Source organism: Alcanivorax sp. DSM 26293 (assembly GCF_900107995.1).
Classification (GTDB): domain Bacteria; phylum Pseudomonadota; class Gammaproteobacteria; order Pseudomonadales; family Alcanivoracaceae; genus Alcanivorax.
On the sequence record NZ_FNUM01000003.1, the window covers coordinates 1 to 15,606 of the forward strand.

Annotated in this window: 16 protein-coding genes; 6 read left to right on the plus strand and 10 right to left on the minus strand. The window is 57.2% G+C overall.

The features are described 5' to 3' along the window. Positions 1-301: integrase core domain-containing protein (locus C4S63_RS06355; protein WP_146063359.1), on the plus strand; the 301-nt coding region annotated here is incomplete at its 5' end. A 34-nt stretch (positions 302-335) separates the two neighbouring features. Here the strand turns inward: C4S63_RS06355 and C4S63_RS17270 are convergent. From C4S63_RS17270 to C4S63_RS06370, 4 genes are all read right to left on the minus strand, one after another. Further along, positions 336-695, minus strand: coding sequence for a hypothetical protein (locus tag C4S63_RS17270; protein WP_146063360.1), 360 nt, complete (start codon positions 693-695; stop codon positions 336-338). 253 nt (positions 696-948) lie between these two features. Continuing rightward, positions 949-2,034: a ferrochelatase gene (gene hemH, locus C4S63_RS06360; protein ID WP_103917067.1), complete on the minus strand. Its 1,086-nt coding sequence runs from the start codon at positions 2,032-2,034 to the stop codon at positions 949-951. Between the two features lie 108 nt (positions 2,035-2,142). Further along, positions 2,143-2,550 carry a thioesterase family protein gene (locus C4S63_RS06365; protein WP_103917068.1) on the minus strand — a complete coding sequence of 136 codons (408 nt, stop codon included), beginning with the start codon at positions 2,548-2,550 and terminating at the stop codon, positions 2,143-2,145. 81 nt (positions 2,551-2,631) lie between these two features. Continuing rightward, entirely contained in the window at positions 2,632-3,405 is a 774-nt protein-coding gene (locus C4S63_RS06370; protein WP_103917069.1) for a hypothetical protein, read from the minus strand. Between the two features lie 118 nt (positions 3,406-3,523). Here C4S63_RS06370 and C4S63_RS06375 point away from each other — a divergent pair, with 118 nt between their 5' ends. Continuing rightward, a complete protein-coding gene (locus tag C4S63_RS06375) occupies positions 3,524-3,823 on the plus strand; it encodes a DUF1244 domain-containing protein (RefSeq protein WP_062815432.1) in 300 nt (99 codons plus the stop codon). Between the two features lie 166 nt (positions 3,824-3,989). Here the strand turns inward: C4S63_RS06375 and C4S63_RS06380 are convergent, their stop codons facing one another. From C4S63_RS06380 to C4S63_RS06390, 3 genes are all read right to left on the minus strand, one after another. Continuing rightward, a complete protein-coding gene (locus tag C4S63_RS06380; protein WP_103917070.1) occupies positions 3,990-5,918 on the minus strand; it encodes a choice-of-anchor I family protein in 1,929 nt (642 codons plus the stop codon). A gap of 192 nt (positions 5,919-6,110) precedes the next feature. Next, on the minus strand, positions 6,111-7,679 hold the full coding sequence (locus tag C4S63_RS06385; RefSeq protein WP_200819512.1) for an NAD(P)/FAD-dependent oxidoreductase: 1,569 nt from the start codon (positions 7,677-7,679) through the stop codon (positions 6,111-6,113). Positions 7,680-7,757: 78 nt separating this feature from the next. Then, positions 7,758-8,690: a ferritin-like domain-containing protein gene (locus C4S63_RS06390; RefSeq protein ID WP_063509545.1), complete on the minus strand. Its 933-nt coding sequence runs from the start codon at positions 8,688-8,690 to the stop codon at positions 7,758-7,760. A gap of 147 nt (positions 8,691-8,837) precedes the next feature. Here C4S63_RS06390 and C4S63_RS06395 point away from each other — a divergent pair, with 147 nt between their 5' ends. Next, positions 8,838-9,449, plus strand: a complete 612-nt coding sequence (locus tag C4S63_RS06395) for a TetR/AcrR family transcriptional regulator (RefSeq protein ID WP_103917071.1) — start codon at positions 8,838-8,840, stop codon at positions 9,447-9,449. A gap of 86 nt (positions 9,450-9,535) precedes the next feature. Here the strand turns inward: C4S63_RS06395 and C4S63_RS06400 are convergent, their stop codons facing one another. Genes C4S63_RS06400 through C4S63_RS06410 form a run of 3 tightly spaced genes read right to left on the minus strand, consistent with a single transcriptional unit; the run spans position 9,536 to position 12,870 of the window. Next, complete coding sequence (locus tag C4S63_RS06400) at positions 9,536-11,047, minus strand: NAD(P)/FAD-dependent oxidoreductase (RefSeq protein ID WP_063509547.1); 1,512 nt, start codon at positions 11,045-11,047, stop codon at positions 9,536-9,538. Positions 11,048-11,061: 14 nt separating this feature from the next. Next, on the minus strand, positions 11,062-11,901 hold the full coding sequence (locus C4S63_RS06405; protein WP_197461837.1) for an SDR family oxidoreductase: 840 nt from the start codon (positions 11,899-11,901) through the stop codon (positions 11,062-11,064). Positions 11,902-11,940: 39 nt separating this feature from the next. Next, positions 11,941-12,870, minus strand: a complete 930-nt coding sequence (locus C4S63_RS06410; RefSeq protein ID WP_063509548.1) for a metal-dependent hydrolase — start codon at positions 12,868-12,870, stop codon at positions 11,941-11,943. A 510-nt stretch (positions 12,871-13,380) separates the two neighbouring features. Between C4S63_RS06410 and C4S63_RS06415 the strand changes: the two genes are divergently transcribed. The 3 genes from C4S63_RS06415 to C4S63_RS06425 all read left to right on the plus strand — a co-directional run bounded on the left by C4S63_RS06415 (position 13,381) and on the right by C4S63_RS06425 (position 15,518). Then, entirely contained in the window at positions 13,381-13,848 is a 468-nt protein-coding gene (locus C4S63_RS06415) for a DUF4282 domain-containing protein (RefSeq protein WP_062815425.1), read from the plus strand. 102 nt (positions 13,849-13,950) lie between these two features. Then, the gene (locus C4S63_RS06420; protein ID WP_062815424.1) at positions 13,951-14,433 is read left to right on the plus strand and encodes a DUF4282 domain-containing protein; all 483 of its coding nucleotides are present in this window, start codon (positions 13,951-13,953) and stop codon (positions 14,431-14,433) included. Positions 14,434-14,552: 119 nt separating this feature from the next. Beyond that, positions 14,553-15,518: a nitronate monooxygenase family protein gene (locus tag C4S63_RS06425; RefSeq protein WP_062815423.1), complete on the plus strand. Its 966-nt coding sequence runs from the start codon at positions 14,553-14,555 to the stop codon at positions 15,516-15,518. Positions 15,519-15,606: the final 88 nt, after the last annotated feature.

Consider the following 15,606-nt stretch of genomic DNA (forward strand, 5'->3'; position numbering starts at 1 on the left):
CGAGTGGCGAGGCAAACCGACAGCCATTCGCTGCGATAACGGGCCCGAGTTCATCAGCCACGATTTCGTCGGTTGGGCTCAGAAGCGGGAGATTCGCATAGAGTATATTCAGCCCGGAAAGCCGCAGCAGAATGCCTATATCGAGCGTGCAAACCGGACAATCCGTTACAGCTGGCTTAGCAAACACCTGTTCGACAGCCTGGAGGAAGTTCAGGATTATGCGACCAAGTGGTTATGGTTTTACAATCACCGTCGACCCCACAAAGCCAATGGCGGCAAGCCGCCACTGATGGCTGCGTAAGCTCTACTTTTGGGCGATGCTAAAAATGGGGTGATTACCGTTCTATCCTTTCGTGATAATCCGGGTGCCCAGGATAGAAACTTTTACTACCCATTAAGGTGACACCAAGGTACTCACCCGTCGCCAATGCGTCGCAATATGCGGTCGTGCGGATATAATCAGGATAGGTGCTTACTGGTTGATCCCAATCCTCACCGTAGGGATAAAGACGCTCACTAATTTTCGTTTTGATTTGTTTAGTTCCGGAACCATTTTGATCGTTGTCATTGTTCGATCCAGCTCCCCCAGATACCCCTCCAGAAGAACTTCCACCACCTCCCCCACCACAAGCTACAAGCATTGCAGCAAGAAAAAGAATTAGCCCACCATACAAACGCTTCCACTGAATCAGCATGACACCCTCGCTTCTCACCAACTCAACCATCCCCAACAAGCCCGCATTGGCAGGCTTGTTCCTTGATGCGGTAACACTAACCACTGTCAGGCAGGCGCACATCCCCAATATTGGGGATGTGCGACCACTAACTTTGGTCGCTGCATCACCATGTCGGTCTGTTCATGTGCTCTGCAAGAGGAGGGAGGTCCCGGGGCGAGCCCGGGATGACATTGGTTATCTGCGAGGTGTGCTGAAAATTCGTCGCTCTGGGTTACTTGCTCAGATGCTCTGCACGTGTCGAGCGGGTTTCACGTGTGCTATCGCTATTATCCGGGGCACTCCAACCCTGCAGGTTCTCTTCGATCAGCTGGGTGAGAGCATCCAGGTGGCCGGGCTCTGCATTCAGTGCCGGGATGTAGCCGAAGGCTTCGCCACCAGCTTCTTCGAAGTAGCCGCGGTTTTCCACGCCGATTTCTTCCAGGGTTTCCAGGCAGTCGGAGGAGAAGCCCGGACAGAACACCTGCACGGATTTCACGCCCTGTTCCGGCAGCGCCATCAGGGTGTGGTCGGTGTAAGGTTTGAGCCATTCCTCACGGCCGAAGCGGGACTGGAAAGTGGTGAGCCAGTCATCGTCGCCCAGGCCCAGCCGCTCCGCCAGCAGGCGCGAGGTCTTGTGGCATTCGCAGAAGTAGGGGTCGCCATTGAGCAGGTATTTTTTCGGTACCCCGTGGTAGCTGAAGATCAGCTTGTCCGCCGTGCCGTGTTCGGCGCGGAATGCCTCGATGTGTTTGGCCATGGCCTCAATGTAGGGCGGGTAATCCGGGTAATGGCTGATAAAGCGCAGGTCCGGCAACCAGCGCCGTTGCATAAAGTCCTTGGCAATGGCGTCGAAGGTGGAGGCATTGGTGGACGCGGAGTACTGCGGATACAGGGGCAGCACTACCAGCTTGCGAACACCCGCTTCTTCCATGGCCTGCAACTGGCTGGCAATGGAGGGATTGCCGTAGCGCATGGCAAAGCGCACCTCGATGTCGCCGCCGAACTTGTTCTGCAAACGCTCGCGCACGCCGGCGCACTGGGCTTCGGTGTGCACCATCAGCGGTGATCCGGCATCGGTCCAGACGCTTTTATAGGCATGGGCGGAACGCGGCGGACGGATTACCAGAATCACCATGTGCAGGATGAAAAACCAGATCAGCCGGGGCACTTCCACCACCCGCGGGTCGGAGAGGAATTCGCGCAGATAACGGCGCAGTGCACCGGTCTCCGGTGCATCCGGGGTGCCCAGGTTGGTGATCAGCACTCCCAGCTTCTGCGCCTGGCGGTGATCAAAGTTCTGTTGTCCCTGATAAGCCATCCGTTCCTCGCTGCCGTTACGTTGAGCAATCAGTATGGCCGATAGTGTAACGTCGCGGCGTCAAGGTGACATGCCTGCCTTGCCTATCGGTCTGATCAAATCGTGAGATTACTGGTCTTCCGGCAGGGTGCCCTGATGCTCGGCCAGCACCTGACGGAATCTATCGGGGATCGGCGCCGAGGCCTGCTTGTCATGCTCGAAGTAGACCTGCACGGCCTTGCCACGGGCCACCAATTTTCCGTTCTGCCAGGCTTGCTGGGCCACCACGAAGGAACTGTTGCCGATCTTCTCGATGCCAGTACGCAACAGCACATCGCTGCCATAGTAAATCTGGCCGACAAAATCCACTTCCACCCGGGCCAGAATCAGTGGCAGGGAGGCCGGATTGCTGCCGCCACCAAATAATTGGAACAGGGGCGCACGCCCGGTTTCGAACCAGCCGGTGACCACGGTGTTGTTCACATGGCCGAAAGCATCGGTTTCGTAAAAGCGGGGCGTGACGGTAAGTTCAAACATGGATGCGCTCTCATGGGGATTGCGGGGGCGTCATGATACCCGAGACGCCCCCGGGCCTGAATATTGACTCTCAGGCCAGCATCATTCCCCGCGCAGGCTGGCCAGGGCCTTTTTGTTACGATCCACGTCTTCGCTGAGGCTGTCGCGGGTCGCTTCCTGCTCTTCCAGCCGTTCGATCAGGGCTTCCACATCCTGGCTGGCTTTTTCCATGGGCTCGCCGAGACCACCCACCGCTTCCGCGTTCTCTTCCAGCACCGCCAGTTCCGCCCGGGACGCCATCAACTGCACCTGTACCTGACGCAGGGTGTGATCTGCCTCGGCCAGGGCGGACAGGCTATCATCCAGCTTGCCCTGCAGTTCCTTTTCCAGATCGGCAAATTCGTCGCTGTCTTCGGCAATCACCTGCCAACCGTCAAAACGGCGCTCGAAATCTTCCGCCACCATGCCGCGGGGCAGGGCCTGTTCATCCAGGGTGGTCACCACGTTTTCTTCATCGTTGCCGCGAATGATCTGGACTGACGCGGTGAGATCCCGCTCTTCACCTTCCGCCAGCGCGGTACGGGTGACCACCCGCTTGCCGATGTCATCCACATAGCGCACCTCACGCAACGACTTGTCCAGGGCCAGCACCGCTTCCACCTTGTAGGTGATGATTTCCTCGGGCCCGGTCTGGTCCATGCGCTGGTCTTCGATATCCAGATCTTCCACCTGCCAGTAGCCCAGATCCCGGGTCTGCAAGGCCTGGTCGATGGCCGCCGCCAGTCGTTTTTCCTCGCTGTTCATGCCGCAGCTGACCAGCAGCCACCCTGCCGCCAAAAACAGACCGACAATTACTACACCTCGTTTCAATGTCATCGCCCTTCCTCCATACGGGTTACTGTGCCCCATAGTATGCATGCTACGCGCCCGGCGTCGACGGCTGCCATTTTCCGCCCGTATCATGGCCCTCCCCCCCTTTTGCTGGAGAAGCCCCATGAGCTCGCTGGATACGGCAACACGCACCGAACTGGAAGCCGCCGCCTTTCGCCGCTTGCTGCGGCACCTGGACGAAAACAAGGACGTGCAGAATATCGACCTGATGATCCTGGCGGACTTTTGCCGTAACTGTCTGTCCAAATGGCTGGTGGCCGCCGCCGAAGACCGGGAGCTGACGCTGGACTACGAGGCGGCCCGGGAATGGGTCTACGGCATGCCCTATGCCGAATGGAAGGAAAAACACCAGCAACCGGCCACGCCGGAACAGCTGGCAGCGCTTGATGCGAAGAAGACGTAGGTGACTCTGGCATCGTCGGCGCTGCGCCCCGGGAAGCGAGTAGCAACGGGCGCAAGCGCTATCTTGCCCCTGACGCCTTGCCGGGACTGGCCTGGCTCAACCTCCGCGCCCGCGATATGCCATAAAAAAGGCGGCCCGAAGGCCGCCTTGATCGGGTAAGCGACATTTACTCTTCGTCAAAAAGGGTTTCCACTTCATAGACCGAGGTGGTGCCGCTGACTTCATTACCGACGACCAGTAACGGCATCCCACTGGGAGAGTCGGAAGCGGGGATGAATACCAGCCCTTCCGGACCCAGGTCACCGACCACGGCCCCCACATCACTTTCTGCCAGCAGGCCGTCATCGATCAGGTCTTCGATGTCCGCGCCGTCACCACCGCCACCCCAGAAATTGCGGCTGTTCAGGTAGTCCAGTCGCTGGGGCTGCTGGGGGTCGGTAATGTCATAGACCAGAATGCCGCCCATCCGCTCCAGAGCCATGAACAGGAACGTCTTGTCACCGATGGTACCGATGGTCAGCCCCTCCGGCTCCGGACCTTTGGCATCGCTGCGGCTGTCCATGGCGTTGATTTCATCATGGCCACTGTTGAAGTAATCCTGGCACGCGATGCTGCGGTTGGTACCCAACCGACATTCCTCGCTGGCCAGGAACTGTTCGATTTGATCACCGCTGTCGAATACCAGGTTGCCGTTTTCATCCCGGATGGAGAAAGAGCGCCCGCCATAGCTGTACAGGGTGTCATACATGATGCGGGTGCCAGCCTCATCCAGCTCACCCGCGTCGTTGTACATCAGCGGACTGCCCGCCTCATCGGTTTTGTAGCCCATGACCCAGGTAATGTTGAGACGGCCCAACACATCATCTTCACGGCAGTCACCGGGATCACCGGCGCTGGCACCGCAATAACCGAACACGGCGGGATCCAGCAGCGCCCCGGCACCCAGCTCACGCAACTGGGGAGGCAGATCGTCGCCACAGCGGCGATCAAAGCCACTGGCATGTACCAGATGCTTGACGCGGAATTCTTCCACGAAACCCTGGCTGGCATCCCCCATGCATTCCTCGCCTTCGGTGCCCCAGTAAGCATCGTTATCTTCCCCCCAGGCACGGGCATCGCCTTCGTTGGCCGTCACCAGATAGGTGCTGCCACCGGCGCTGTAGGCCTGGATGGCGTCAGGCAGGTACAGCCCCACCACACCGTCCCAGGTTTTGATATGAATTTCCTGGTCATCATCACTGACATCCAGCCCGAAACCTTCCGCGCTACGATCAATTTCTCCCAACGGCAGGATGTCGGTAACAGTGGCGGTATCAATGCTGACCTTGGCCAGGGCGTTATTCTCCTGCAGAGTCACCCAGGCGGTTTTGCCATCGGCGGACACGGCAATGTATTCCGGCTCCAGATCCATGGCCACATCCGCGCCGGGACCATAGATGCGCACCCCCATACTGCGTAATGTATTCGCATCGAAGGCTGTGAAATCCGCAGTATCGACCTGTGGATCCTGCGGATTACTGATATCGATAATGCTGATGGAGCCCGGAGGATCAATCTGGTAATCATCGCTGGGCTCACCCTCATTGGCGGTGAGCACCTTGCTGCCATCCGGGGTAAAGATAATCATGTCCGGCTGGGCACCGACTTCCACACTACCGAGCAAACTCAGGTCTTCAGCCCGGTACAGGGCAGCGAAACCGTTGTCGGTTTTCGGATCCGCTTCAATGGCGATAGCCACCAGTCCATTTTTTACGGCGACGCTGTTCACTTCCGCACCCGGCGCCACTTCCCCGACACTCAGGGACCCTATTTTTTCCGGGTGTTGTGGGTCACTGAAATCCAGCACATCCAGTACGCCCTGTTCTGCATTGACCACAAACAGGCGCTGGCTTGCGCTGTCAAACGCAGGAATTTCCGCCGCAGAGGCGTCAAAGCTGCCAGATTCGTAGCGACTCAAAAAGGACAAACGCAGGCCATCCGGCGTTTTCACTTGCTCGCCACCAGCAGCAGGATTGTCATCGCTGCTGTCACCGCCACAGGCAGTCAAGGCAGCAGCCAGCAGTACGCCGGCCCCCAGGCTATACCAAGATGTCATGGTGAACTCCCCAACGGTTCGTGTTATTTAATGATCAGTGAACCTGGGTTTATAAATGGGCGGGATGAAGCCACTGCGACAAAAGCGTGATGCTTTTATGGCAAACGCGGGACGCGGCCCAAGAATATGAAACGCACCGCAAAAAAAACGCGGCCAGAGGCCGCGTTCACCGGAAGAAACCAGACCAAGGGGTCAGACGGTTTCGTAATCACGCTCTTCAAATTCTGCCATCTGAGCCGCGTACTGGGTGGCGAAACCCGGGTACATGGTGGCATTGAAACCATCTTCGGTCAGATACCAGCTTTTGCAGCCGGAATTCCAGTTCGTCCGGGCCAGGCGCTTTTGCATTTCCTTGTTGTGGCGACGCTGGACGTATTCTTTCACGTCCAGCATTTTCAGATTGTCTTGAAGAATTTTGTTGATGCCTTTCACCGCATAGTCGAGCTGGGATTCCATGTAGACCAGCGCCGAATTATGGCCAGGTCCCGAGTTGGGACCAAACGTCATGAACAAGTTCGGATACCCCGACACATTGATGCTCTTGTACGCCTGGGCTCCGCCCTGCCACTCGTCACCGAGCACCCGGCCGCCTCGGCCCTTCACCGGGAACGGCGTGCCGGAGTGGCTCACATCGAAACCGGTGGCAAAGACAATGCAATCCACCTGATGCTCAATGCCTTCCACCGTCCGCACACCCTTTTCGCTGATACGGGCAATGGGCCAGGTAATCAGTTTGGCATTGTCTTTCTGCAAAGCCGGGTAGTAGTCGTTGGAGACCAGCACCCGCTTGCAGCCGATGGTGAAATCCGGCGTCAGCTGGCGGCGCAGCCAGCGGTCTTTCACCTGGCGGCGAAGGTGCAGGCGCGCCACTCGCTCAGCAATCCGCGTCAGCGGCGAATTCCAGATCACCGCCAGCGCCATGCTTTCATGGGTCCAGTAGAGCAGATTGCGCATGGCCTGCTGGCTGGCCGGCAGCTTGCGAAACAGGGCCTTGTTCCAGGCCGGAGTGGCAAAATCCGGTCGCGGCAGCACCCAGCCCGGGGTGCGCTGGAAGACCTTGACGTGGGCCGCGGTTTTCACCAGTTCAGGAATGATCTGAATGCCGCTGGCACCAGTGCCAATTACAGCCACACGCTTGCCGCTGAAGTCATAATCATGGTCCCAGCGGGCGCTGTGAATCTTGTGACCCTGGAAATCATCAATGCCGGTGATGGCAGGGAAACTGCAGTTGGATAACGGCCCCTGAGCCATGACCGCGGCACGTCCGGCGAAGACAGCCTTCTTGTCCGTGGTGGCAGTCCACACGCCGGTTTTGTCATCGAAGCTCAGCTCCGCCACGTTTTGCTCGAAGCGAATATGCTTTTCCAGGTCGAACTCGGCCACCAGATGATGGATATAGCCAAGAATTTCCTGACTGCCGGAGAAACTCCGCGACCAGTCCGGGTTCGGCGCGAAGGAATAGGAATACAGGTTGGAGGGAATGTCACAGGCGGCCCCGGGATACTGGTTATCCCGCCAGGTGCCACCCACGGCGTTGCCTCGTTCCAGAATCACGAAATCATTGATGCCGGCCTGCTTGAGACGAATGGCCATGCCCAGACCCGCGAAGCCGGCACCGACAATCAACACTGACACGGGCTTTACCGATGGAGTCTTACGGGCGGGTTTGCGGGCCGCCGTGGCTTTCTTTGCCGCGGGGGCACGCTTGCGCGTCGCTGCCTTGCGCGGTGCCGGTTTTTTCTTGGCAGTGGGTTCAGTCATAACGGTCTAGCTCTTACGAAATCGGAGGACACCACCATGGGCCAAAACGGCCCATGGTGATGACATATCTACGGGGAATCAGTGGGTCGCTGTGGGCTGCCAGGTCAGTTCCTTCACCCAGGAGGGCACTGCCGGCAGGGCCCGACGGGGCACCATATTGGTGAGTTTCACCAGCCCGTCGACGGGGACGTGATACACCTTCTGGCTGCGGTTGGTCACAAAGCGGCCATGGTATTTGATGATCTGGAACCAGGGGTTGCGACGGCCGTCCTCGGTACGGCCACCGATACGCTCAAACTTCTTCATGGCCTTGTAGAGTTTTTCTTCCGGCAAGCCCATGGCAATTACGTTGTCGCGCATTTTGTTCAGCAGAGGCGCATAGGAGGCGATACCCAGAATCAACCGCGGGTCCATCAACGGGGCCAGCATTTTGGTGGCGCCGATGAAGGTTTTTCCGCGACCCTGCATTTCCATCACGGTAAAGCCCACGCCCAGGTGGCGGGATTCATCGTCGTTGATTCGTTCGAATGCCTGATGACAAACCGGATCTTTCACGGTATCCAGCAGGAAGGTACAGAGGGCGCCGTCCAGGGCAATTTCCAGCATGGGCACCACGGTACCCAGCACATACAGCGGCATCTCATCGGCAAAGCGATCCAGCCACTCGATGACGATACGCAGGTTGATGTTGGGCTCGGGGATCTCATCCCCTTCCAGCATGCCCCAGCGCTTCATCAGCGCCATTTCCGCATTGGCGTGACGCTGCTCTTCCGCATGGAAGTAGGTGTAAATCTGACGCAGGGTATCGTCCGGTGCCTTTTTTGCCAGTGCCGCAAAGGCGCGGGCTCCCACGTGCTCGATCCACATCAGATCGGCCATGAACTCTTTCAGCTTGGGCCACTGCTCATCCGTGATCAGTTCGGCACCGGGAGCATCCCAATCGATGTCCGACAGGGCCCACTGGGTGCTTTTGATTTTGGTCAGCATTTTGTCCAGATCGATGGAAGCCATGATGCACTCCTTACGGATTATTCTGCCTGTGGTGACGAAAGGCCGCAGGGCCCGGCGCACCGTTGATGGTGACAAAGACATTTACTGTCACAGTAGTTGATGTAACAATAAAGCGAATGCTCGTTCGGATTCAACTCGGATAATCAGATGGCTCGCAAACCCAAACAACAACGCTCCAAGGCCACCGTGGATGCCATTGTCCAGGCCGCCCTGATCTCCATTGCCAGCCACGGCCCCAGTGCTATCACTGCCAGGCAGATCGCGGAAAAGGCCGGTATTGGCGTGGGTTCGCTGTATGAATATTTTGAGGACAAGGACGCCATCATTGATGCGGCAAGCAAACGCTTTGTCAGTGACACCGTGGATCTGATCAAACCCTTGATCCCGGAACTGGTGCGCCTGGACATCCGTGAGGCCATCGAGAAATTGTTGTTCAGCTTTCGGGACTTCCTGGAAGAGAACAACCAGCTCTATCTTCGCTGTGCCCGCCACGCTTTCAGCATGGACATGGTGATCTACCAATCACCGATCAACAGCGCCCTCATGGAACTGTTCACCCAGTACCTGATGCACCACCCGCAGCTGCTGAAACTGCCCAACATTCCCACCGTGGCCTATTTCTATATCAATGGCGGCATTTTCACCGTGGTCAGGCATCTGTCCGAGGACAACCCGATACAAAGCTTCGAGGAGCTGACAACCGTGTTCGGGGATATCCTGGCCAGCTATGTGGATAAGAAGGTGGAATTGGCCGGCTGACCGCCTTCACGCCCGCGGTGGCGTAGAAAGCATGAGGGGAAGCATTTCGCTTCCCCTCATTCAATAGACCCGTCATCTAATCGTCGTCAGGCGGCTTTCTTTTTCTCCGCGCTTTGATAGGCCACTTCGTAGTCACTGACCTTGAAACGGCTCAGGCGCTTCTTCAGCTCTTTCAGCGACCAGGGCCAGGCAGCAAAGTTGCGGCCATTCTGATCCAGGTAATAACTCTTGCAGCCACCACTGTTGAACACCGTGGTCTTCAGATGCTTCTGGACTTTATCGTTGTGGGCTTTCAATACCTGAGGCTTGATCGCAAAACGGGTGATACCTTTCTGCTTCACCTTTTTCAAACCATCAATGATGTAGTCCAGCTGGGCTTCCGCCAGTCCGATGAAAGAGTCGTACACCAGCACGTTCGGCCCCAGTACCAGGAAAGCATTGGGCACGTCTTTCATGGTGGCGCCCAGATAGGCTTCCGGAGAGCTGTCCTTCCACAGGTCGGAGAGGCGATCACCGTTGGCATCAATCACCTTGCGACCAATGGGCGGGTGAGACACCTCGAAACCAGTCCCCCAGATGATCACGTCCACTTCGTGACGCTCACCATTGGCGGCAATCACGGTATTGCCCTCCACTTCCACCAGGCCATGGGGAATCAGGTTGGCATTGTCTGCCTGCAGGGCCGGGTAATAGTTGTTGGCAAACAGGATACGCTTGCAGCCCAGCGTAAAGTCCGGGGTCACCGCTTTGCGCAGCGCCTTGTCTTTCACCTGCACGCGCAACAACTGTTTGGCTGCCGTGCTCACCGGCTTCAGGGCCGCCGGATTACGCAGGCCGAAGTTGATCACATTCAACGATGTCGCTACCGCCTTGCGCCAGCTCTTCTGGATAATCGGCAGCTTGTCGATCAGCTGCTTGCTGGTGTCGCCCAGATCCATATCCGGCTTGGGCAGCACCCAGGGAGCCGTGCGCTGGAACACATGCAGCTCTTTCACCTTGGGCTGGATCTGCGGTACGAACTGGATGGCCGAAGCACCAGTGCCAATCACCGCCACACGTTTACCGGTCAGATCATAATCATGGTTCCATTTGGCGGAATGGAACATTTCGCCCTTGAAGCTATCCAGTCCCGGCAGGGAGGGAATCTGCGCTTCGGTAATCGGCCCGGTGGCAAAGACCACGGTGCGCGCCAGAGTCTGGCCTTTATTGGTATCCAAGACCCACAGATGGCGGCTTTCATCCCACTCGGCGTGTTCCAGCTCCGTGCCGAATTCGATCAGATCGTTGATGCCGAAGTCCTCACTGACCTCTTCCAGGTAACTGAGGATTTCCGGCTGGCGAGCAAACAGATGGCTCCACTTGCTGCTCAGGGCAAAGGAAAACGAATACAGGGAGGAAGGGACATCACAACCACAGCCCGGATAGGTATTTTCCCGCCAGGTCCCGCCGACACGGTTGGCTTTCTCGATGATCTTGAAATCGTGATAGCCCTCTTTCTTCATCTTGATGGCGGCACACAGACCGGAGATGCCGGCACCAACAATAAAGGTGTCGTAAATCCTGGCCTCAGGGGCGGTTTTTTTCTGAGTCGCTGGCATGGGAAATACCTCGTTTAATTCTTAACAAACCGGTAGGAGAAGCCCAGCAGGTTCGCATACAGGTTGGGGGTGGCGCGCTTCATCATCCAGAACAGCTTGGCGTCCACCTGCGGGGTGGTGTAAAGCTCACCCTTGTCGAGACGATTCAGGGTCAGCTTGGCCACGGAGTCACTGGTGGTCATGGCATAGTTCATCAGCGCATGGTCGGCCAGTTTGGAGTAACGATCCGGAATGCGGCCATCCTTGATGATGTTGGTCGGCACCAGGGTCGGGCACAGGACATTGACCTTGATATTATCGCGCTTGAGTTCCGCGTAGAGGGTTTCGGACAGGGCCCGCACACCGGCCTTGGTCACGTTGTAGGCACTCATTTCCGGCGCAGCGGTATAGGACGCAGCAGAGGCCACATTGATAATGGCACCGCGGCCCTGCTTCTTGAACCCGGGCACGAAGTAGTGACAGCCGTGCACTACCCCCCAGAGGTTCACATCCATCACCCATTTCCAGTCCTGCAGGCTGAGCTCTTCGAACTTGCCACCGATACCTACGCCGGCATTGTTGATGACCATGGTGACCGGGTTGCCGAGCAGCTTCTCCGCCTGCTCGGAGAGCTTCTTCACCTGGGCCGCCTTGCCCACATCGCAGGCCACTGCATAGGCCTTGCCACCGGCTTTTTCAATCAGTGCTACCGTTTCTTCGGCACTTTCCAGCTTCAGATCTGCGCAAACCACCGCGGTGTTTCGTTTGGCCAGTTCCAGGGCAAAACTTCGCCCGATACCACTACCGGCACCGGTGACAACGGCATAACCGTTATAGCTGGGCTTGCTGGAACGAAACTTGAGAATATTCATCATTTTGTTATCCCTTTCACAGGTCGAGTATTCAGTGTTCGTTCAGGCACGCTTGCCCGGCACGAATTCCTTTGTCAGGTAAGGCGCCAACAGCCCGGTTTTCGGGTTAAGCAGTTTTTCCTTGTAGTACTCCAGGTACGCACTGGTGTCGTGGTCACTGGGATGAAAATCGCGGCGGGTGTAATCGAGAATATGCTTGATGGTGCTGCCATACACCCCATCTTTGGGCCCGACCATGACTGCCAGACTGCGCTGCACATCCTTCCAGTAACGCGGGCTCAACAGATTGCGCGGCTTGCGCATGATTGGAATCAAGGATGCCGCAACCGGAATCAGGAAAACGATGGTGAAGGCCGCCAGGGCAAAGCCTTGCATACGCAGGGCATAGTCGCCGGACAATTCCTGGAACACGTCGTAGGCCACATCTTTATGCTCTGACTCTTCCAGCATGTGCCACATCCACAGGGCACGCTGCTTCTCGTCGAAGGACTCATAGAAGATGTCTTCGTGCTTCATCATGTATTCCGCCAGCACAGCGGTGAAATGCTCAATGCCCGCCATCAAGGACAGCTGCATGCGGTTGGGCAGTTTCTTGAAGCCGTGCTCAAACACCTTGTCGGCAAGAAAACGATACAGCCCCACGGGGAAACGATGTTGGGCCAGCACATCATTGAACTCATTGTGCATCTTGGAATGAATCGCTTCCTGGCCGATCAGGGCGGTTACCAGACGCTTGAGCTCCGGATCTTTCACAAACTGACGATGATGGCGGGCGGTATCAATCACCAGATCTTCGCCAAAGGTCAGAAAGATGGACAAGGCTTCGAAGTATGCCGACGCCAGCTCCGTGTTTCTGAAGAAGGTATCGTCAAGCTGCTTGCCATCGAACTGAAAATCCATATGGCGGATCGGCATCTCGGGCCGTTGCTTGGCGTTTTTCGGCACATATGAATGAATCGTTGCAGTGGTCATTTGGTCACCTGTCCAATGGGGCAAAGCCGATAATCTTGCGCACCGGGGAAACAGATCGGCGCGCACTACTGTTACATTGACGGGTGACACAATAAAGCGAATGCTTGTTCGGGTTCAATTCGGTTCGCCCTGCCTCCTACGGCCTCTTCTGCTTGCTGAATCCAGACATCTAAGGCATAAAAGACAGGACGGAATGGCGCCAAGAAATAATCAGCAACAAGTTGATTTTAATGAGAAAAGGCATCGAAACGGCGCCATTCAAACCTGCCATTCACCGATGCCGGCGCCAGCCTCTGATCACCCCTGCGAAGAGACAATTTGTCTTCCCTCGCCAAAACCGGGAAACATGTTCGGATTTAGGCCAGCAGATAGGACACGATTTGCCTGGCATTTCCCCCGGATCTCTGGTCTGCCATGCCGGAATCTATAACAGAGCATTACAATCTATGGGTAGGAATAGCCTGGGAGGCCGGCAACAATAAAGTAAATTGATGGCCGTCGGGGGTGTCCATGCTCAACCAGGAAAAACTGAACCAATCCAAAATCCTGCAAATGGTGGACTGGCAGTTCAATCGTTATCTGTCCATGCAGCTGCTGCCTCTGTTGTATCTGCTGATGATTATCGGCGCACTGCTGCTGGTGGGTTTTTTGGTGGCCGCCAGCTACTCCAGCTCCTTGTGGTTTGGGCTTGCCGCCACCGTGCTATCCCCTTTGCTGTTTGTTGTGTTTGTCGCCATCGTCCGTGCCGCACTGGAATATCTGGTGATGGCCCATCGCACCATGAGTATCGTGGAAAGTATGAGAGCGCTTCCCGACCAGGTCGCCAAAGTCGAGGGCCGGGTAGAGGCGCTTACCAGCCAGGTGGAAGACATCCATGGCACCGTGATCCAGCTTCGTCCCCTGCTGCGATCCGCGGGCTTGCCCGCCCGACTGCTGGATTCCCTGCGCAAGGGGGAAAGCAAGGACGGGGACAAGTAAACACGGCACTCTCTGTACAGCCTGGCGCAACGGCGCTGCGGTAATTGCGTCAACCGTTATCGGTTCTAGACTGAATTCCATGACAAAAAAAAGGAATTCATCATGGAACCTGACCAGCGCTTACAACGGCCACCCTCACTCGTTCCCAATCTGGCGGATTGGCGTTTCGAACACTACCTGACCATGCGCTTGCTGCCACTTTTCTACCTGCTTCTGGTGGCAGGGGCGGCCGTGGCCGTGTTCGGAATCGCTGCCGCCTGTTTCTGGATATCCACCCCCATCGGCCTGATCGCCCTGGCGGTTTCACCGCTGCTACTGCTGGTGATTGTTGCGGTGGTGCGTGCCGCACTGGAATACCTGATCATGGCGCATCGCATTATGCGAATTATTGAGCGCATGGACGCCCTGCCCGAGCAGGTCCGGGATCTGTCATACCGGGTGGACGGTATCACCCGGCAAGTGGATCGCCTGACGGATAATGTCCAGGACATTCACCAGGACCTGATGCATGTGCGACCCCTGCTCCGTTCCGCAGGCCTTCCCGCGCGGCTGCTGGCTTTTCTGAAAACACCGGGCGATCGCTAGACGACTTCCAGATCACCATCAACGTCGCAACCAACCATCGCAATTGCCGGTCTTTTCATGTGTAATTTCTTCCCTGCAGGCGCCCGCCATGGCGCCCTCACCCTGAACAAGGAGTTACCATGTCGCTACCCGCGTCCCTGCAAGAGCGGCTACGCCTGCCGGCCGTTGCCTCACCCATGTTTATTGTCTCCAACCCGGACCTGGTCATTGCCCAGTGCAAGGCCGGTATCGTCGGCTCGTTTCCGGCACTGAACGCCCGGCCGGCGGAAGAGCTGGAAGTCTGGCTAAAGCGCATCACCGAAGAGCTGGACGCCTGGAACCAGGCCAACCCGGATCAACCGGCGGCACCGTTTGCGGTGAACCAGATCGTGCACAAGTCCAACAACCGCCTGGAACACGATCTGGAAATGTGCGTGAAGTACAAGGTGCCTATCGTGATCACCTCCCTGGGCGCGCGGGTGGACGTGAACGAGGCCATCCACAGCTATGGCGGCCTGGTATTCCACGACATCATCAATAATTTCTTCGCCAAAAAAGCCATCGAGAAAGGGGCGGATGGCCTGATCGCCGTGGCCGCCGGGGCCGGTGGTCATGCGGGAACGCAATCCCCCTTTGCCCTGGTACAGGAAATCCGCGAATGGTTTGACGGCCCACTGCTGCTCTCCGGTTCCATCGCCAAGGGCGATGCCATTCTGGCGGCCCAGGCCATGGGGGCCGACCTGGCCTATATCGGTTCCGCCTTTATCGCCACCGATGAAGCCAACGCAGATGAGCGTTACAAGCAGTCCATCGTCGACAGCAGTGCCAGTGACATCATCTATTCCAACCTCTTCACCGGGGTGCACGGCAACTACCTGCGCAGCTCTATCGAAGCGGCAGGCCTGGACCCGGACGACCTGCCGGAAAGCGACCCGTCCAAGATGGATTTCGGCGATGGCAGCTCCAAAGCCTGGAAAGACATCTGGGGCAGTGGTCAGGGCATCGGCGCCATCAAGAAGATCGGTCCGGCCAGCGACCTGATTGAACGACTCAAAAAGGAGTACAGCAGCGCTCGCCAACGGATGGATCAGCTACCCTGGAAATAACCGGTTCGTTGCACTGAGCAATGAGTATTGCTGTTGGGTAAAACGCAAGAGGCCGCGCCCGTGTTCCGGGCGCGGCCTCTTGTGTTTT